Consider the following 17957-nt stretch of genomic DNA (forward strand, 5'->3'; position numbering starts at 1 on the left):
GCGGATATGCGAGTCGGCTGCTCCGCCATAGGTCCAGCACCCGCCGGCGCCGACCAGTTCCCGCGTGCTCAGCCGCCCACCGGGACGGGGCCCGGTGGGGCCTGACTGTGCTGCGGGTTGTCTTAACGGCCGGTTTGGTGGAGAGCGACTGGACTGGCGGAAGCGGCGGTCATCGCGGACGGCGAGTCCTTCGGAGCGGGCAGGGTCGAGGAAGTCGAGACAGCCCATTCTTGCCTCGTCCGCCCACCGGGCGTACTCGTTGATGGTTTGCGCCAAGTGGGGCAGACCGAGCTTGGTCACCGTGGTTCGGATGCGGTCGCCGGTCAACTCGCTCAAGTCGGCTACCTCGTCGATCCGTTACTGGTGAAAGGGCGAGCGCTCAGCGGTACCCGGTTGGGCTCGCCCGGCGGTTGGGCCAAAGCCGCGCTCATCCATCGTCACCGCCCCGTGGCGGAGGCGTGCGCCTCGATTGCCGCGTCGGCAGCGGCCAGGTGATGTGTGACCGGGCCGAAGGAGACCAGGCCGCTGCCCGCGCCGGCGTACTCGGCTGCGGCGCGGGCGAGTTCGTCCCGGGCGCGGCGTAGTACCGGCAGGTGTCCCACGGACGCTGCGGCTCGGGCGAGTACGCACCACAGGGCTTCCTGGAGCAGGTCGTGCGGCGGCCGGGGGACGGTACTGAGGGCCTGTCGGGCTCCCTCGGAGTCGCCGGAGGCTGCCAGCAGCGGGTCGAGCCAGAGCTGGTACGGTCCCGCGTCCAGGCCGTCGAAGTCGCCGGGGCGGGGCAAGGTGCCGCCCCGCATGACGGGAACCAGCGCGACCAGGGCGGCGGCTCCCTGGGTGAGGCCGGGCATGCCGCAGTCGGCGGTCTCCTTCAGGACCTGTGCGTACCGGTGGCGTGCGGCCGGCCAGCCGTCCGTCTCACAGAGGCGCAAGGCCCGGTACCAGGCGGTGAAGACGCCGGCGAGCGGCCGTTCGTTGCGGTCCGCGAGCCGGTCGATCTCTTCGGCCTCGGTGTCCGCTTGCGTGAAGTCGCCGAGTCCGGCGAGCGCCTGGAGGCGGATGATGCGGCCGAGCACTTCGTGCCCGGGCAGCTGGTGGTCGACGGCCAGCCGGGTCAGTTCGGTGCCGAGGGCATCCCGGCGGTCGGCTGACCCGCAGGCGGCGAACGCCTGCATGAAGGCGCCGTTGAGGGCGAACGCCAGGAGCGCGGGGTCGCTGAGGCGCCGGGCGAGCCGGACGGCCTCGTCCGCGGCGCGCTCGGCACGCAGCCGCCATGGCTCGGTGGCGGGGGCGCCGGAGGCCCGGGGAAGCGGGGCGTCCGCGGCGGCGTCGCCCCGGGACTCGACCGCCACGACCGACAGCAGCCGGGCGCGCAGGGTGGGCGACCCTTCGGGCCCGAGCCGCGCGGCGGCCCGGGCGGCGGCCCGGCACAGTTCGCCGGTGCCTTCGGGATCGTCGGCGCGGGTCCACACCGCCGGGACGTCGTAGGAACCGATGACCCGGGCGGCCAGCTCCGGATCGCCGGTTGCCTCAGCCGCCTCGACCAGATCGCGCCGGTGCCGGTGCGCCTCCTCGAGCCCGTCGGGACCGGTCACCGCGAGATCGCGCAGGAGGCCGGCGGTGGCGTGCAGCCGTGCCTGGGACCGGGCGGGCACCGAGCGGTCCCAGGAGGCCGCCGCCCTGTTCCAGACGCTGTCGGCCGCCCCGGCCGGTTCGGCCGGGGACTGCCTCGTCGCGCTGAAGATGCGTGCCTCGGTCCGTGCCAGAGCGCCCCCGCCTCCGCTCAAGGCCTCACGGGCCCGGGCCAGTGCCGCCAGGGCTTCGCCGCGCCGCCCGGCGCGGTCCAGCGCGGTGGCCAGCAGCACCCAGCCGTCCTCCCGGCCGGGGTGCTCGGCGACATGGGCCCGCAGGTCCGCGACGGCGTCCCGGGCGGCGCCGGTCGCCAACAGGGCGTCGGCCCGCCGCTCCACCGCGTCCAAGCGCAGTGCCTCCAGCCGCGCCCGCTCGGCGGCGGCCCACGCGGCAGCGGGGAAATCGGCGAGTAGCGGCCCTCGCCAGCAGGCGAGTGCCTGGTCCCAGAGGGGGACCGCTGCCCGCGGCGGCGCTTGGTCGGCATGGGCGGCGATGTCCTCGAACCGCCAGGCGTCGACCGCCTCCCGGTCGGCGCGCAGGGCGTATCCGGGGCCTTCAGTGACCAGCAGACGGGACGGCTGCCGGGGCGGGCGCCCGGGTTCCAGAGCGCGCCGCAGAGCCGAGACGAAGGTGCGGACCGCGCCGACCGCACCCGCTGGGGCCTCGTCCTCCCACAGGTCGGCCACCAGCCGGCCGACCGGGACCACCCGGCCCCGGGCGATCAGCAGCCGCCCGAGGACTTCCCGGTGCCGGGGTGCGCTCAGCGGCAGCGGTGCCCCCTCGGTGTCCCAGGCGGCGACCGGTCCCAGCAGTCCGAACTGCACACCCACGGCAGGGTCCTTTCGCGGACGATGCGGCACCGTCGCCGGAGAGTGCAGCGTTCGCACTCATCGATCGCTGATCCGCGGCCCGCAACCTGGGTGACGTCCCCGAACAGCCCGGACCGACGAGCTCAAAGGTCCAGGCCGTCCACTCTCCCACGAACCACAGGAGCCACCGTGACAACCCCGAGCATCCCCGGATTCACCGAGCACCGCGTGAGCGTCGACGACGGCATCACCCTGAAGGCCGCCGTCGGCGGCAGCGGCCCCCCGGTCGTGCTGCTGCACGGCTTCCCGCAGACCCACCTGATGTGGCGGCACGTCGCCGCGGACCTCGCCGCCGACCACACTGTGATCTGTCCCGACCTGCGCGGTTACGGTGCCAGCGACAAGCCCGCCGAGACCGGACCCGACGTCTACTCCAAGCGGACCATGGCCCGGGATGTCGTACGCCTTGCCTCCGCACTCGGCCACGACCGCTTCACCCTGGCCGGCCACGACCGCGGCGCCCTGGTCGCCTTCCGCGCCGCGATGGACCACCCGGACGCCGTCGCCCGCGCTCTCTTCCTGGACGTCCTGCCCACCCTCGACATGTGGGACGCCTTGCGCGGCGTGAACGGCACGGTCGGCTTCCACCTCTACCTGATGGCCCAGGCTCCCGGCCTGCCCGAGAAGATGATCCAAGGTGCCGCGGACAGCTTCTTCGGATACTTCCTCGACGCCTGGACCAAGGATCCGGACGCCCTCCCCGCCGACGTTCGCGCGCACTACCTCGCCGCCTCCGCGGCAGCCGTCCCCTCGATCGTCGCCGACTACCGGGCCTCGGCCGGGGTGGACGTGGACCACGACAGTGCCGACCGGGAGAACGGCAACAAGCTGGCCATGCCCGTCACCGTCCTCCAGCAGGACTGGGGCGCCGCCCTCGGCTATCACGCCCAGGGGCTCTGGAGCGCCTGGACCGAAGACCTCCGCCACCAGACCGTCTCCTGCGGGCACTTCATGGCCGAAGAGGACCCTCAGCTGATCGCATCCGAGATCCGGGCCGTCACCGTCCGCTGAACGAGTCAGCACGGCTCACTTCGCCGCCCCAGGCTGGACAGGAAGAGAGGGGCGACACGGTGCGAAAGGTACGTCGCCTCAGGCGGCGTACCTGGCCACCATCATCAGAACGGCCTCGTCGACGACCGACTCCACGGCGGCGCCGTCCGGAGCCCAGTGGGGCAGGAGCAGGCGGGGCCAGAAGACGTAGTTGGAGATCATGCCGAGAAACTGTGTCGCGGCCAGCTCCGGATCCTCCAGTCGGATCGTGCCCGCATCCCGCTCCGCCTCCAGGTAGCGGCGCACCGAATCGAAGTAGGGCATCTTGCCGCGGTGGAACTGCGACTCGGCCAGCTCCGGGAAGCGCGGCAACTCGGCGATGACGATCCGGAAGAGGTCGGTCATGCCGGGACGCGTGAGCAGGGCGACGTAGCGCCGGCCGATCAGGGCGAGGCCCGCCCGGAGGTCGCCCGGCGTCGGCGTGCCCTCCGTCCCGTCTCCCGCCTGCCAGGACGCGGCAACGATCGCGTCGAACAGCGCGGCCTTGGTCGGGAACTGCTTGAACAGGGTCGCCTTCGACACCCCGGCTGCCTCGGCGATCTTCGCCAGCGATGTCCGGTCGTACCCCGAATCCAGGAAGAGGCGGGTGGCTGCCCGCAGGATCGCTGCCCGCTTCTCCTGGGAGACGCGCTGGTGGTAGGCCGACGGCTCGGGGTTCATGGGCGCCATCCTAGGCGAGGTGAGCCGCTTGACTCACCTCGCGTCGTCCTCGTAGGTTCAGTAGCGAGGCGAGTCACTCGACTCGCTATAAGGAAAGGAACCCACCATGGGACGCTTCGACCACCGCACCGTGCTCGTCACCGGAGGCGCCGGCGGCCAGGGAGCCAGTCACATCCGCGCCTACCAGGCCGAAGGCGCCAACGTCGTCATCGCCGGCATCGACGAAAGCAGGGGCCGCGCGCTCGCCGCCGAACTTGACGCCCACGCGCTGTACGTCCGCCTCGACGTCACCGACGAGAGCTCCTGGAGCGCCGCCGTCCAGGCCGCCGAGGAGCACTTCGGCCCGCTGTCCGTCCTCGTGAACAACGCCGGCGTGCAGAACCCCGCCGCCCCGATCGAGACCACCGAACGCCGGGTCTGGGACCGCGTCCTCGACGTCAACCTCACCGGAGCCTTCCTCGGCATCAAGGCAGCTGCCCCCTCACTGCGCCGAAACGGCGGCGGCGTCATCGTCAACATCGCCTCCACCTCCGGCGTGGGCGGCACCGCGATGTATGCCCCCTACGTAGCGAGCAAGTGGGCACTCCGGGGCCTCACGAAGACGGCCGCCCTGGAACTGGGCCGCGACCGCATCCGCGTCAACGCCATCCACCCCGGCGTGATCGCCACCCCGTTCATCACCGAGCCCGCCGCCGGCAGCGACGCCCCCATCTCCGACTTCTACTCGGCCGAGCCGTTCGCCATCCCCCGCCTGGGAGAGCCCGCAGACATCACCCGAGCCCTGCTCTTCCTCACCTCCGACGAGGCTTCCTTCGCCACCGGCTCGGAGTTCGTCATCGACGGCGGACTCCTCCTCGGCCCCGCCCTCAAGCACGAAGCCGCCTGACCTGCCCGTACTACCCGGCCTTCACGAAAGGAGCGCCTCATGGACCCGAAGGCGCTCGCGGCCATCGGGATAACCCCAGCAGCCGGCACCCGCGAGCGCATCATCGACATCACCACGACCGGCCGCCGAACCGGCCGGCCCCGACGGATCGAGATCTTCTTCTACCGTGCCGCCGGCCGCACCTACCTCTGCGGCGGCACCTCCGGCCGTCCAACAAGTTGGTACGCCAACCTCTTCGCCCACCCGGACTTCACCTTCCACCTGAAGCACGGCATCCGAGCCGACCTCCCGGCCCAGGCCATCCCCGTCACCCAGAGGGAGGAGCGACACCGCGTCCTGACCGAGATCGTCGCCGACCTGAACCAGCCCCACAGTCCCGGCACCATCACCCAGCCCACCCACCTACGCAACTGGCTGGACAGCAGACTTGCCCGCGTCGCCTGGTACTGCTGCAGGGTTGGGTGAGAGCGGGGTCTATGCAGCCAGGGCTGCGGGTGGGGTCATGATGGTCTCGTACTCGACGGGGGTCAATCGGGCCAGGCGTTTCTGGCGCCGGCGGGCAATGCCGTCACGGCATACGGCCCCTCCGGCATCAGAGGAGATTCCGGTGCGAGGGCACTCGGCGGCTTGCCCACCGATCCCGGGGGACCGGTTACCCACGCCGATGTGGTGGAAGGCAGGGTTCCAGCTAAGAACGGCTACATGGCTCCCGCGGTACAGATTCGATGAGGCGGCGTTCAGCATGAGACTTACTCTCGGCGGCGACTGGAGGGCGACGTTGACGGACGACGCCCTGCGTATCTCCCCGCGCTTCGACTTCCGGAACCAGTGTGTGCGCGTCGCGGAGTACGCGGACGTGAAGGAATGGCAACAGTCCCTCGGGGACACCTTCGGCAGCCAGGAGTGGCTGTGGGACGACCCCGACGAGCTCCGGTTCGACCCGGACAGCCGGGAACTGGTCGGTGCCGGGTTCCGCCTGCCCCACGAGGCTGCCGACACTGAGGACTGTGCCCGACTTCCTGCCGCACCCGCCGTCCACCCGGGCGGACTTCGCGCCGAAGAGGTCCGGGACTTCCGCTTGGAGGTGACCACCGAGCTCTGCCGTGCTCCGGAGGATGCCGTACTGACCTGTCTGTGTGATCTCGATGTCTTGGACGAGCCGCTGGAGGCTCGCGTCGGCATCGCCCCGGACGTGGCACTTCTTGTTCAGGACGGTGCCGTCGTCGGGTGGAGCCTGACCGATCCGGTCCGGTACGTGACCACCGGGTTCGCCGCCCCCGACCCGGCTCCTCCCGCCCCGTCGACCCGGGTCCTGTTCACCGCGTGCATGGACCTCGTCACCACGCCGTGGCTGGACGCGGTGCGGCGCCGTGATCCGGCCGCCGTGTCCGACCTGCGGGAGCTTGACCGCAGGCTGCGTGACCAGCGTGAGGACCGGAAGCGGGCCGACGCGCTCCTCGCTCTGATCGGCGAACTGGTCGAGGACTACGGGAGCCGTTGACGGTCGCCCGCAGGCATGCGAGGCGTTGTTCGAGCGTGCCGATGCCGTGTTGCGTGCGGGTGACCCGGTCCGGTCGCGGGCCTTGACCCCGGATGTTGAACACACGAGACACTGGACCACCCTGCGCGCCCGGCTGGCCGAACTGGTGGCGGTGTACGTCTCCGAGCGGCCGACCGAGGACGGCATACCGGTGGAGGCCGCCCGGCATCGTCTGGGGCTGCCGGCGGTCTCCCTCGTGGAGGCACTGGTCACGCCGCCCCTGCGGATGAGCCGGGGACGCGTGACCACCCGGCCCGCCGCGCAGCCCGCCTCCGTGGTGGACGCGGTGCGCCGGCTCACCGCTGAACTCGACGGACGGCCCTTCGCCGCTCCCCGCGCGCAACGGCTCGCGGAACTCGGCTTCGGCCGCCGAGAGCTCGCCGCGGCGGTGCGACACGGTGCGGTACTGCGGCTCGCGGAGCACGTGGTGCTGCTGCCGGACGGCCCCCGACTGGCGGCCGACCGGCTGAGCGAACTCGACCAACCGTTCACCGTGGGAACGGCGAGCCGTGCCCTGGGCACCACCCGACGGGTCACCGTTCCCCTGCTGGAGCACTGCGACGGTCAGGGCATCACCCAGGTGCCTCCTGACAAGCGCCGCCGGTGTACGCGCCCGCGGCCGGAGAGGTGAGTCAGGCCGTGCCCACACCGTGACCGGTCGGGGCTTCTGCTCGGTACTCCCTTCGACTGCGAGGAGCTGGGCCGCGTCACCGCGTGGACGGACACCGACAACAGCTGGTACGGCCGGCTGCGCATCGGGCCCGGCCCAGGCGTCGACGGCGGGCCGGTTCTTGTCGAGGTCGATGCTCCGCCCCGGACAGGCGATGCGTACGGCTCAGTGGCCGGTATCACCTCGCCCCCTAGATACCAGTCAGGTATCATCGCTGTATGGCGATGACACTCCGGCTCCCCGACGACCTTGACGCGAAGCTCACCGAGCGCGCTCGTCGCGAGCGCCGCAGCAAGCAGGAACTCGCCATCGAGGCCATCCGCGACGCCCAGGACCGGGCCGAACTGGCAGTCGACGACGTGCTGGCCGAGCTCATGGACAGCGATGCGGAAATCCTGGACTACCTGAAGTGACCGAGGTGCGCTACATCCGGATCGACGAGATCCTGGCGATCGCCCGCGCGGTCAATGGTACCGAGCACAGTGTGCGCGATATGGGACTTCTGGTATCGGCCATCGAACGGCCCCGGACCAACGTGTTCGGGGCCGAGCTGTACCCCACGCTGCACGAGAAGGCGGCGGCACTGCTGCACTCTGTTGCACGAAACCACGCGCTGATCGATGGCAACAAGCGCACCGCCTGGCTCGCCATGCGCGTCTTCCTGCGGTTCAACGGCGTCAGCGCCAGTATCGCCCCGCCGCCCGTCTCCATTGCCGGACCGTTCGTCGAGGACGTCGCGCAGGACAACATCGATGTCCCGGTCATCACCAAGCGCCTGTCAGCCTGGTTCCCCGTTTCCTGACGCACGACGAAGTGAGGGAACGGGGGCTCGCGTGCCCGGTGTCATACCGGCCGGAGGGGTGGTGCGGGGCACGATGAGCCAGTGTCTTGAGGATCTCCAGCAAGCCCGGGGCGATTCATTCGCGCGGTCGATTCCGGCTCACTGGCGGGGTGTTGGCATGTGCCATCAATGGTGGGATGGCGGGAGGTGGAACAATCCTGCGCCCCATGGGCCTCACCGGTGCATCCTCGCCTTGCGGTTCCGGGAAGGGTTCTGGCTCCCGGATCACGCAAGGTACCCTGCCTGCCGCCTACCTCGGTGATCAGCTCCGTTACCTTTGTTGACATTTCACTCAGGGATCGTACCGTTGGGAGCGCTCCCACGTTGCTTTCAACTGGAAGGAGTTCCCCCCACATGCGCATTCAGAGCCCGTTAACCGGGCGTTTCCGGTCGACCCTCCGCCGGCCTTTCCAGGTGCTCGTCATGCTGTTCGCCGTGGTTGTCGGCGCACTGGCATGGTCGGCCCCCGCCCAGGCCCACGGAACCGTCGTCGGCCCCGCCTCCCGCGCTTACCACTGCTGGGAGGCATGGGGCAGCAACCACACGGACCCGGCCATGCAGACCGAAGACCCCATGTGCTGGCAGGCCTTCCAGGCCAACGCCGACACCATGTGGAACTGGATGAGCGCGCTCCGCGACGGCCTCGGTGGCCAGTTCCAGTCGCGGACCCCCGACGGGACGCTCTGCAGCAACAACCTCTCGCGGAACGCCAGCCTGAACGAGCCTGGGCAGTGGAAGACGACCACCGTCGGCAACGACTTCTCGATCCACCTGCGAGACCAGGCGTCCCACGGTGCCGACTTCTTCAAGGTCTACGTGAGCAAGCAGGGGTTCAACCCGGAGACCCAGAGCCTGGGCTGGGGCGACCTCGACCTCATCACGCAGACCGGTAGCTTCGCTCCGGCGCAGGACATCACGTTCCCCGTCCAGACCTCCGGCTACAGCGGGCACCACGTCGTCTTCACCATCTGGCAGGCCTCGCACCTCGACCAGGCCTACATGTGGTGCAGCGACGTGAACTTCGGCTGAGCCGGGGAGCGTCGCACACTGCACCGGCCTCTGCCGGGCGCCGGTGACCCGCAGCCCGGTCCACCAAGCTCCGTAGGGGCAGGGGGACCTTTTGGTCACCCTGCCCCTACGGAGCTTGGTGCGCTCCTGGTGCGAACGCGCCCGATCGCACGGCAGGCCGCGCGGCAGCCGGCTCCCCACCGTCTGGTCGTACGACTCCGGCACTTGCGACCGGACTTCTGGCAGGCCACCGTAGAAGTGACGGTCGAGCGTGAGGTGCGGCGAGCGGAGCGGAGAGCTCCGCGTGCCCGGCGGGTTGCACGGTCCGCATCCGTCGGCCGCCTCCCCCGCTGTACAGCGTGATCCCGAGGCGGGTGCGGGCGGACCGTACGCCGTCCGGAACGCCGGACCGCCGAGCAGCCGAGGGGCGGCAGGGCGGCGGCGGCGACCGACGCCACAAGGTCGAAGTCACCCGCAGCTCCGTTGACGTTGGAGGTCGCGGTGACCCAGGACAGGTCGCCCGCGCACGGTCGTACCCAGGGGCGGGCCGCCGTGGTCGCGTCCACGCCCGGCCGAAAGTTTCGAAAGCTTCGGACACACTTGCGCTCAGTCCTCTCCGGATTCCATGCCACTCCTGACGCAGATCCGTGCGATGGGCAGCTTGAACAGCGAAGACCCACTCTTCAAGGCTGCTTCTGGTCAAGGATCTATTTCCGAAAGATTGCCGAAAATGTTGACAGGCTCATGATGTTCTACGAAAACTGTGGCCACCGAACGGCAGGAGTTCGTCGTTCCCCTCGCGTCATGTGACCGGGGGTGGGTGATCGGTCGTTACCGCACGACGACGGGCGACCCCCGCCGTGTTCATGCAAGGCCGCCGGGCAGCAGAAGCCGCCCGGTCCCCACCAGCCTTCATCGGGAGGATCCATGCAGCAGGACGGCACGCAGCAGGACCAGATTCAGCGGAACCCCGCTCCCCTCAACGGCTGGAGCCGACGAGGCTTCCTCGGCGGCGCCGGCACCGTCGCGCTCGCTACCGCGTCCGGGCTGCTGCTGCCCGGCACCGCCCACGCCGCCACCACCATCACCACCAACCAGACCGGCACCGACGGCATGTACTACTCGTTCTGGACCGACGGCGGCGGCTCCGTCTCCATGACGCTCAACGGCGGCGGCAGCTACAGCACCAAGTGGACCAACTGCGGCAACTTCGTTGCCGGCAAGGGCTGGAGTACCGGCGGACGCAGGACGGTCCGCTACAGCGGCTACTTCAACCCGTCGGGCAACGGCTACGGCTGCCTCTACGGCTGGACCTCGAACCCGCTGGTGGAGTACTACATCGTCGACAACTGGGGCAGCTACCGGCCCACCGGCAGCCACAAGGGCACCGTCTCCAGTGACGGCGGCACGTACGACATCTACCAGACGACCCGGTACAACGCCCCCTCCGTGGAAGGCACCAAGACCTTCCAGCAGTACTGGAGCGTCCGGCAGTCAAAGGTGACCAGCGGCTCCGGCAGCATCACCACCGGCAACCACTTCGACGCCTGGGCCCGCGCGGGTATGAACATGGGCCAGTTCAAGTACTACATGATCATGGCCACCGAGGGTTTCCAGAGCAGCGGAAGCTCGAACATCACGGTCAGCGGCTGACCTCTGTCCGGCGAACAACCAGCTGCGGGCCCCGTCCTCGTGACGGGGCCCGCAGTCCTGGTCGTAGCGGACGGCCGGGTGAGTTCAAGGCGGCTGCGAACTCATGCCGCTTCGGCGTCCCAGCCACGGCGCGACGCTCAGCAACTCGTTGCGGGAACGTCATCACGGCGTGCGGACCGGCCTCGAATTCCCGCTTCCTCCACGACTCCCTGGACCGGGCCGGCAACCCGTCCAGCGACTCCGGTGGAGCGTCGCATCCGGTTCCAGTCCCTGCGACGGCATCGCACGGTGAGTCGGTTCCGGCTGACTCGCCCTTCTTGATCTCCAGGCTCCGGACCGTTCGTCGAGCCGCGGCGCAGTAGGTGATGCCCTGATGGGTATGCTCGTGACGCTCGTTCGGCGCTCTGAGGTGTTCGCCAGGCTGATCAAGGTGGCCAAAACCAGTGTTGACCTGTGCTTATGTCGGCACTCGCCTTCCATGACGTCTTTCCGATGACGGCGCGTTCGGAGATCCTCTACGCTCGGACGCGCGCCGGTCCTCGTCGGCCGCGACGAACACCTGGTCACCGCAGTGCAGGACCTGCGCTGCGCGCTGCCCCAGCTGATCCCTGGTCATCGGCGGCCGGCGGCCAGGATGACGAGGAACTGGCCGCCGCCCGGCTCGATGTCGACGGTCACCGGCAGTCCCGGTACCAGCCGGGAGAACCGGTCCACCAGCCAATCCGCCACCTCGTGGGCGTCCCGCTCGGTCGGACAACGGCCCACCATCTCGCGGCCCCCCTTGCGCTCCAGCCTTCCGGCAACGCTGATCAGTGGCGCGGGCTCGACCACGTACAGGCGGTCCGGCCAGGCGATGACCACCTTGACCGCACCCTTGCGGGTGTTGCATCCGCGGTGTGCGAGCCGCTCGGCGACCTTTGCCTTCCGGTCGGCTGTCCTGCTGTCGACACTGGGGCCCCGCGGGTCGTTCACCGACTCGTCGGGGTCGACCGCTTCGTCACACACCCAGCACCGCCAGCTGTCGCGCTCGGCCACGTCATCAAGGAGACTCATCCGAGCAAACTAGCCTGCTCGGCCGCCATCCAGCGCGCCAGGGCCCCGGCAGGGTCCTGGCGCCTGCCGGCAAGGCCGCGTCGCCGGGCGACCACCTGGACCTGACCTCAGCTTGCTCTTCATCTTCCGCCCGCGTCGTAGGGCCGGGACCGAAGGTTCCAGACCGCATCTGACCGGCTGACGACCTTTCGGAGTTCGCGGGCGCTCCGTGGTGATACGGCCTGCATCACGGTGCCGAGGAGGGCTCGGGCTTCGAGGGGGTTGCCGCAGCAGCACCAGTGAACGTTGCCCCACTCGTAGTCGTGCCACAGATCACGCGCGGGCTGGTGGACGTAGTTCCTCCACAGGCTCACAGCCGCGCCGACATCGCCTGGCTGCAGATGGTTGCGGGTGTGCTCGAGGCGGATGATCTCGGACAGCGCACGCGAAGACAGGCCGTCGATGACCGGACTCGTGCCCGTTGCCCGTTGCCCGTTGCCCGTTGCCCGGTGGGCGTGCCGGCGCGGATCTGTCCTGGCCGGCTACGCGGCATGGGCCTTTCGGTTCGTCGTCATGCGGTACATGGTGCCACGGTCTCGAACAGTGCCTCGAACGGATTTGCCGGCACGGGATTCAACGGACATGGCGGCGGCCTCCGGCGCAGGGTCTCCGGTTCGCGCCATCGGCGCCCCGGCGTTCGGGGCCTGGCGGGAGCTGTCCGTGCACACCACGACGACGAACTGGGTGGTTGCCGGAGACCACGAGGGCTTTCCCCTGATGTACCACTGGCGGGTGATCCCGGACTCCGGCCAGCCGCTTCCCGAGGAACTTGCCGATGTGGACCGAGCTGTCGCCTACTGGGGAGGCGGACCAGCGGTACGCCGACGGATCGAAGCTCTCCAGCAGTCCACGGCGAGCCTCGTGCTGTTCCTGGAGTACATCCCGCAGAACCTGCACGACTGGCTGGGCGTCCAGATCCGGGCCGGCGGCGAGGCGGCCGAGTGGGCCTGCGCCATGGTCGACGACGAGCTGAGAGCCGGCATCCCGTTCATGAACGACCGCGGGCTTCTGCACTTCGACGCCCACTTCGAGAACATCCTCACCGACGGTCGACAACTCTTCTTCACCGACTACGGCCTCGCGCTCTCCTCACGCTTCGACCTCACGCGGGACGAGGCCGACTTCTTCGACCAGCACCGCAGCTACGACCAGTGCTACGCCGTCACCCACCTGGTGAACTGGCTGGCCGTCGCTCTCTACGGATACACACCGGAAGAACGCAAAGCGTTTGTGAACGCGTGCGCCCAAGGGGTGCTCCCAGAGGGGATTCCCGCGTCGATCGCGGCGCTCGTTGTCCGTTACGCACCGGTCGCCGAGGTGATGGGCAACTTCTATCGCGAGTTTCGGCAGGAGAGCCGAGCAGCTCCCCATCCGCTGGCAACGATCTGTCGGATGGGGCGAAGTGCGTGATCACCTGCACCCCGACCCGGCCGTCGGGTAGCTTCCGCAACCGGCCCTGGTCGACGAGTCCGACCAGCCTCCCGCGCAGCGGTTCCAGCTTGGCCGGACGCTGACGTCCACTCCCGGCAACTCGCCGTCCTGCCGAATGACCTGCTTCTTCAGGTTGGCGCGGGCTCCCTGGCCCGCATCGGAGCCCAGGGGTGCACCTCGGGGCCCGGGCACTGCCGTAGCGTGATCGCCTGCCGCGTGGAATGTCCATGTGTCCGGTCGGCCCTTGCGGGGGATTCCGGTGGCGAGCGATGGGACCGTGATGAGCGAACGGACAAAGCCCGGTATCGAGGTTCCGGAGGGCGCCGCGCCCACCGAGTTGACGATCCGGGACCTCTGGGTCGGGGATGGACCCGAGGCGCGGCCGGGCCGGGTCGTCCAGGTCCACTACGTAGGAGTCACGTTCGCATCCGGAAGGGAGTTCGACTCCTCCTGGGAGCAGGGTCGGCCGTTCAAGTTCGCCGTAGGTGGTGGCAAGGTCATCAGGGGCTGGGACCGGGGCGTAAGGGGAATGAAGGTCGGCGGCCGACGCGAGATCATCGTTCCCCCGCGGCTCGGCTACGGCGTGCAGTCGCCCTCTCCGCTGATCCCGGCGGGCTCGACGCTGTTCTTCGTCGTGGACCTGCTCACGGTGGTGGGTGGGCCCGCCGGTCGAAATCCGGCCTGACCAGCTCGGCCTGATCCTGCGAAGGTCGTGTACACCCCTCCGTGGTCAGTGCCGTCGGCGTGAGGCCGGTCGGCTTGCCCGTGTGGCCAGGGCGGCATCGGACCAGCTCCACACCAGGGCGGGGGCTGCGCGGATCGTCCTTTGCGTCCGGCGCGGGGTGGGCGCAGGGGGCGTGGTATGTGCGAGGGGCGCACAGAATGGGAAGATCAATTCGATATTGCGCCCCCGGGGTGATCGGTCATTTTCGGGTGAGCTCTTCCGGCTAGTTTTTGCGCTTGTGACCCATTCTTCTTCGGTGGACGGATCGAGCTCTCCTCGTTCTGAGGAACCGTTTCGTCCTGTTCTGTTCGACCTTTCGAGCCCTGCTGAGCGCACCGCTCTCCACGACTTGCGCGCATCCGGCCGGGTGCGCGACGTCCACGACCGGATCGAGTCGCAGTTGGGGGAGCTCGTCAGCTGCCTTTCGCCCGGTTCACAGCTCGTGGGTGCGGAGTTGGAGGCCGCGATCTCCCGCGCCACGGACGGCGTGTCCAGTGAGGCGTACGGCACGTGGGTCTGGTACCCGTGGTCAGGCCGCCTGGTGCATGTCCTGCCCAGGGACGAGTACCGGCTGGTGCGTACCGACCGCAACCGCGGCAAGATCACGCGGTCGCAGCAGCGGAGCCTGCTGACCCGAAGCATCGGAGTGATCGGCCTGTCCGTGGGCGCTGCCGCTGCCATGGCGTGCGCGGCCGAAGGGGTGGGAGGGACCTTCCTGCTGGCCGATCTGGACCAGTTGAGCCTGTCGAATCTCAACCGGTTGCGTGCCGGCGTCGACCAGCTCGGCATCGACAAGACGGTGCTGTGCGCCCGGGCCATGGCGGAGCTCGACCCCTACCTGGAGGTCGAGATCTACCGCGACGGGCTCGACGAAGCCTCCCTGAGCGCGTTCGTCGACCGCTGCCCCGATCTCCTGATCGAGGAGTGCGACACTCCGTGGGCCAAGGTGGCCGTTCGCGAAATGGCCCGAGCGCAGCGTGTTCCGGTGCTCATGGAGGCCAACGACCGCGGCCTTCTCGACATCGAACGTTTCGATCTGGAACCTCACAGGCCGCTGTTCCACGGCCGCATCGGTGCGACGACAGCCCGTGACGTGCGACAGCTAGACCAGGCGGGCCTGACAGCCTTCATGCTGCAGGCCATCGGTGCCGAGCGGCTCAGCCCCGAGATGGCGGAGGCGCTCCCCGAGATCGGCCGCACGCTGTCCAGCTGGCCGCAGCTGGCCAGCGGCGTCCTGCTCGGCGGAGCCCTCGTCACGGACAGCGCGCGCCGTATCCTGCTCGGCGAACACGTCATGTCGGGAAGCTACGGCGTTGACCTGAATGCCCTGATCCCGGCTCAGGACATCGACCGAACAGGTACCGAACCCACGGGCGCAGGCCTCTGTGAAGCGCCCGTATCCCATCAGCCAGTGGCTGTCGAGGCCGCCCGATGAACGTCGTTCCCGAACTGCACGGAACCCACCTGCGGCTGCGGGAACTCCGGCTCGACGACCGAGACACCTACGTGCGGATCTTCACGCACCGGCTCCTCACGCGGTATCTGGGGATCGATCGTCTGGACAGGCGGCAGGCTGAGGAATCGTTCGTTCAAGCCCTCGTCCAGCGGGGCGCCGAGTCCCGGAGCAGGCACACGCTCGCCGTCTGCCCGCCCTCGCCTGGGCCGGACAGCATGATCGGCACCATCGGCCTCCTGCGTGAGGGGTACGGGAGCAATGCGATGATCACCGGCCTCGCCGTGCTGCCCGGTTCCTCCGTCAGCGGCCACACCCACGAAGCCGGCCGCCTGCTGCTGGCGTACGCCTTCGGTCATCTGGGCCTGCACCGGGTATGGACCGGGCACCGGAGCGACCACACGCGAATGCGCACCGTCATGCATGCCGCCGGCTTCACCCAGGAGGCAACTCTGCGCCAGCTGTTCCGGACCGGCGGAATCTGGCATGACGTCACCACGTACACCGCCCTCGCGCCAGAATGGAAGTGCCAGGCCACACAGGCCGAGACAGCCATCCTCGAGGGTGAATGGCTGACGCAGCCTCAACCGAGCCGGCCACCGATCCCGTCGTGTGGAGAGCGGCACAGCACGGCTCAGCCTTCCTGACGCCTGCGCCCGTCCTCTTGTCCGTCGATGCGGTCGCTTGCTCCGGCGGACAGGAGGTGCCACTCGGAAGAGCGTGCTGTGGCCCGCCGTCGGCCGATCGCAAAAGGCCCGCCGCCGCACGGCAATCCCGCGGCACGCGTAACGGTCGACTGTCGACAGGGGCATCGAGAGGCAAGGCCTTCGTCGCCTTCGTTCAGTGCTCGCAGAGGGAGAATTCTCGTTCGTAGAGCTGTTCGTTGTGCTCGTCGACGAAGAACTTGCGTTCCCGCATGAGTTGTTCGCGATAGTCGTTGGCCTGTTCCAGCGTCATGGTCGAGGTCTCGGCCCATGGTTGCTGCGGTGGTACATCGGACGTCGAAACGATTGCTTCCGAGGGGTCGACCAGGAAGAACGCGAGAATCTTGCGAGAGCCCGGGCGGGTGGGGTCCGCAAGGCGGAACGAGCCGACGCGGTGTTGCAGGATGTTCGGGAACGCCAGGCACCTCCCGGCCGGGGTCGACGCCGATCCGAGCGGCTGGTTCAGCGCGTCTTCGTCCTCCAGGCCGTACACCTCGCGCAGACCGTTGTCGTCGTTCTGTTCGTAGCGCGGGTCGTCGAGTGCCTCCCGGAAGCTCAGCCGGCTCTCGGTGATGTTCTCGCTGTCCCAGTAGTAGATGCCGGTCGAGACGATCCGCTCGTTCAGCATTCCCTCGACGTGCCACGAACCGCCGGCGTACTCGGGCTTGTCCGGGGTGAGGTGAATGGTGGCGAGCTTGACGATGACCTGGAGACGACGGCCGCGCAGATCGACCCGGGTGGATTCATCGGGCGACTCGGGCGGGACGAAGGCAGGGGCGTCCGGGATGACTGGGCTGCGGTTCTCCCACCAGTCGTCCTGGGCCTCCTCCCATGCGCCGAGGGCCTCTTCGTAAGCCGCGGCATCGCTGTAGGACGACTCGTTCGGATACTCCGGCTCGGAGTCGTACCAACCGTAAGGATCGGCCTCGATCCGGAGGGGGCGCGGATGGCGCAGGTCGGTGAGCACGTTCTCCAGCAGAGGGCGCAAGCGTGCGAACAAGTCCGGGAGGCAGGCAGCCAGTTCGTGGTGGTTCTCCGGGTGGACGTTGTTGACGTACGAACGGAAGGCGACAGTGCCGTCCGCGTGGACATCCACGTCCGTGGGCAGCCACTGGAACCTCTCCGAGAACTCGTACTGCGAGTAGCGGTCCGTATCGCTGCGCCAAGCGCGCTCGGGCGCACCACTCACCTCTCTCACCAGACAGAACAGTGAGGGGTGAACCAGGTCCAGCACCTGGCCGTCGGACCCGGGATGCCAGTCCTGTTCCTCGGCGGGGACCTGTTCCAGCACACGAACCGCCTCGCGCAGCCGGGACCTGAGCTTCTCGTCGACCAGTGTGTCCGACTGCCACACCCCGTCGACCGCGGACACCTCGATGCCGGTCGGCGCGTCCCTCAGTGCCGCGTAATGCGTGAGTTCGGCCAGCACGTAGCGAACCTGCGCCTCGGTGAGCCCCTGAGCGACCGCTTCCTGCGCCCACCGGGCGACGACGTCGCCATCGTTCATCTTGTGGAACCATCCGGGCTTCGCCCGAATGTGTGAGCTGCACTGCATCATCTGACGTTCCCGCAGTGTTCGGGGTGTTGCGTACGCTATGGAACGGGAAGCGCGAAAGGGCAGCGGGAAAGCAGACAGGCCGGACAATTCTCTTGTTCCCTCGCAGTCGGTGAGTGGTGGCGGGAAGACTACTTCAGCGGACCGACACCACAGCCGCGGTCACCGGCGGCAGCGCCCGTGAGGAGG

Annotated in this window: 16 protein-coding genes and 2 pseudogenes; 13 read left to right on the top strand and 5 right to left on the bottom strand. The window is 69.0% G+C overall.

From position 1 onward, the window contains the following. Positions 1–153 precede the first annotated feature (153 nt). Positions 154–336: pseudogene (locus AB0I83_RS17585) on the bottom strand (AAA family ATPase); the annotation flags it as partial. Positions 337–437: 101 nt separating this feature from the next. After that, a complete protein-coding gene (locus AB0I83_RS17590; protein WP_363305166.1) occupies positions 438–2462 on the bottom strand; it encodes a BTAD domain-containing putative transcriptional regulator in 2025 nt (674 codons plus the stop codon). 168 nt (positions 2463–2630) lie between these two features. Between AB0I83_RS17590 and AB0I83_RS17595 the strand changes: the two genes are divergently transcribed. Further along, positions 2631–3512 carry an alpha/beta hydrolase gene (locus AB0I83_RS17595; RefSeq protein ID WP_363305167.1) on the top strand — a complete coding sequence of 294 codons (882 nt, stop codon included), beginning with the start codon at positions 2631–2633 and terminating at the stop codon, positions 3510–3512. A 78-nt stretch (positions 3513–3590) separates the two neighbouring features. Here AB0I83_RS17595 and AB0I83_RS17600 read toward each other — a convergent pair whose 3' ends face one another. Beyond that, entirely contained in the window at positions 3591–4211 is a 621-nt protein-coding gene (locus tag AB0I83_RS17600) for a TetR/AcrR family transcriptional regulator (RefSeq protein ID WP_363305168.1), read from the bottom strand. Positions 4212–4317: 106 nt separating this feature from the next. Here AB0I83_RS17600 and AB0I83_RS17605 point away from each other — a divergent pair, with 106 nt between their 5' ends. From AB0I83_RS17605 to AB0I83_RS17640, 8 genes are all read left to right on the top strand, one after another. Beyond that, positions 4318–5097: a glucose 1-dehydrogenase gene (locus AB0I83_RS17605; RefSeq protein WP_363305169.1), complete on the top strand. Its 780-nt coding sequence runs from the start codon at positions 4318–4320 to the stop codon at positions 5095–5097. A gap of 39 nt (positions 5098–5136) precedes the next feature. Further along, a complete protein-coding gene (locus AB0I83_RS17610; protein ID WP_363305170.1) occupies positions 5137–5562 on the top strand; it encodes a nitroreductase/quinone reductase family protein in 426 nt (141 codons plus the stop codon). 277 nt (positions 5563–5839) lie between these two features. Next, positions 5840–6598, top strand: coding sequence for a hypothetical protein (locus AB0I83_RS17615; RefSeq protein ID WP_363305171.1), 759 nt, complete (start codon positions 5840–5842; stop codon positions 6596–6598). 82 nt (positions 6599–6680) lie between these two features. Further along, a complete protein-coding gene (locus tag AB0I83_RS17620) occupies positions 6681–7268 on the top strand; it encodes a SelB C-terminal domain-containing protein (protein ID WP_363305172.1) in 588 nt (195 codons plus the stop codon). A gap of 257 nt (positions 7269–7525) precedes the next feature. After that, a complete protein-coding gene (locus tag AB0I83_RS17625; protein WP_363305173.1) occupies positions 7526–7720 on the top strand; it encodes a ribbon-helix-helix protein, CopG family in 195 nt (64 codons plus the stop codon). Further along, positions 7717–8109 carry a type II toxin-antitoxin system death-on-curing family toxin gene (locus AB0I83_RS17630; RefSeq protein WP_363305174.1) on the top strand — a complete coding sequence of 131 codons (393 nt, stop codon included), beginning with the start codon at positions 7717–7719 and terminating at the stop codon, positions 8107–8109. The genes AB0I83_RS17625 and AB0I83_RS17630 overlap by 4 nt, the downstream gene beginning before the upstream one ends. A gap of 462 nt (positions 8110–8571) precedes the next feature. Continuing rightward, positions 8572–9177, top strand: coding sequence for a lytic polysaccharide monooxygenase (locus tag AB0I83_RS17635; RefSeq protein ID WP_363305175.1), 606 nt, complete (start codon positions 8572–8574; stop codon positions 9175–9177). Between the two features lie 906 nt (positions 9178–10083). Next, the gene (locus AB0I83_RS17640) at positions 10084–10809 is read left to right on the top strand and encodes a glycoside hydrolase family 11 protein (protein WP_363305176.1); all 726 of its coding nucleotides are present in this window, start codon (positions 10084–10086) and stop codon (positions 10807–10809) included. A 612-nt stretch (positions 10810–11421) separates the two neighbouring features. Here the strand turns inward: AB0I83_RS17640 and AB0I83_RS17645 are convergent. Next, positions 11422–11862, bottom strand: a complete 441-nt coding sequence (locus AB0I83_RS17645; protein WP_363305177.1) for a hypothetical protein — start codon at positions 11860–11862, stop codon at positions 11422–11424. Between the two features lie 660 nt (positions 11863–12522). Between AB0I83_RS17645 and AB0I83_RS17650 the strand changes: the two are divergent. The 4 genes and pseudogenes from AB0I83_RS17650 to AB0I83_RS17665 all read left to right on the top strand — a co-directional run. Beyond that, positions 12523–13311: pseudogene (locus AB0I83_RS17650) on the top strand (protein kinase family protein); the annotation flags it as partial. A gap of 301 nt (positions 13312–13612) precedes the next feature. Further along, on the top strand, positions 13613–14017 hold the full coding sequence (locus tag AB0I83_RS17655; protein WP_363305178.1) for an FKBP-type peptidyl-prolyl cis-trans isomerase: 405 nt from the start codon (positions 13613–13615) through the stop codon (positions 14015–14017). A gap of 277 nt (positions 14018–14294) precedes the next feature. Then, complete coding sequence (locus tag AB0I83_RS17660) at positions 14295–15491, top strand: ThiF family adenylyltransferase (protein WP_363305179.1); 1197 nt, start codon at positions 14295–14297, stop codon at positions 15489–15491. Next, the gene (locus tag AB0I83_RS17665; protein ID WP_363305180.1) at positions 15488–16156 is read left to right on the top strand and encodes a GNAT family protein; all 669 of its coding nucleotides are present in this window, start codon (positions 15488–15490) and stop codon (positions 16154–16156) included. Before AB0I83_RS17660 ends, AB0I83_RS17665 begins: the two co-directional genes overlap by 4 nt. Before the next feature lie 193 nt (positions 16157–16349). On the opposite strand, the gene AB0I83_RS17670 is transcribed toward AB0I83_RS17665, so the two are convergent. Next, positions 16350–17858 carry a DUF4246 domain-containing protein gene (locus AB0I83_RS17670; RefSeq protein WP_363305181.1) on the bottom strand — a complete coding sequence of 503 codons (1509 nt, stop codon included), beginning with the start codon at positions 17856–17858 and terminating at the stop codon, positions 16350–16352. Positions 17859–17957 lie beyond the last annotated feature (99 nt).

The sequence above is a fragment of the Streptomyces sp. NPDC049970 genome, from assembly GCF_040660235.1.
In the GTDB taxonomy this organism is placed as follows: Bacteria; Actinomycetota; Actinomycetes; order Streptomycetales; family Streptomycetaceae; genus Streptomyces.

What these genes read in the sequence shown, in the direction of transcription:
- AB0I83_RS17655 (WP_363305178.1), top strand. Translation starts at nt 13,613, where the DNA reads ATGAGCGAACGGACAAAGCCCGGTATCGAGGTTCCGGAGGGCGCCGCG.
- AB0I83_RS17640 (WP_363305176.1), top strand. Translation starts at nt 10,084, where the DNA reads ATGCAGCAGGACGGCACGCAGCAGGACCAGATTCAGCGGAACCCCGCT.
- AB0I83_RS17645 (WP_363305177.1), bottom strand. Translation starts at nt 11,862, where the DNA reads ATGAGTCTCCTTGATGACGTGGCCGAGCGCGACAGCTGGCGGTGCTGG.
- AB0I83_RS17665 (WP_363305180.1), top strand. Translation starts at nt 15,488, where the DNA reads ATGAACGTCGTTCCCGAACTGCACGGAACCCACCTGCGGCTGCGGGAA.
- AB0I83_RS17610 (WP_363305170.1), top strand. Translation starts at nt 5,137, where the DNA reads ATGGACCCGAAGGCGCTCGCGGCCATCGGGATAACCCCAGCAGCCGGC.
- AB0I83_RS17615 (WP_363305171.1), top strand. Translation starts at nt 5,840, where the DNA reads ATGAGACTTACTCTCGGCGGCGACTGGAGGGCGACGTTGACGGACGAC.
- AB0I83_RS17625 (WP_363305173.1), top strand. Translation starts at nt 7,526, where the DNA reads ATGGCGATGACACTCCGGCTCCCCGACGACCTTGACGCGAAGCTCACC.
- AB0I83_RS17605 (WP_363305169.1), top strand. Translation starts at nt 4,318, where the DNA reads ATGGGACGCTTCGACCACCGCACCGTGCTCGTCACCGGAGGCGCCGGC.
- AB0I83_RS17600 (WP_363305168.1), bottom strand. Translation starts at nt 4,211, where the DNA reads ATGAACCCCGAGCCGTCGGCCTACCACCAGCGCGTCTCCCAGGAGAAG.
- AB0I83_RS17635 (WP_363305175.1), top strand. Translation starts at nt 8,572, where the DNA reads ATGCTGTTCGCCGTGGTTGTCGGCGCACTGGCATGGTCGGCCCCCGCC.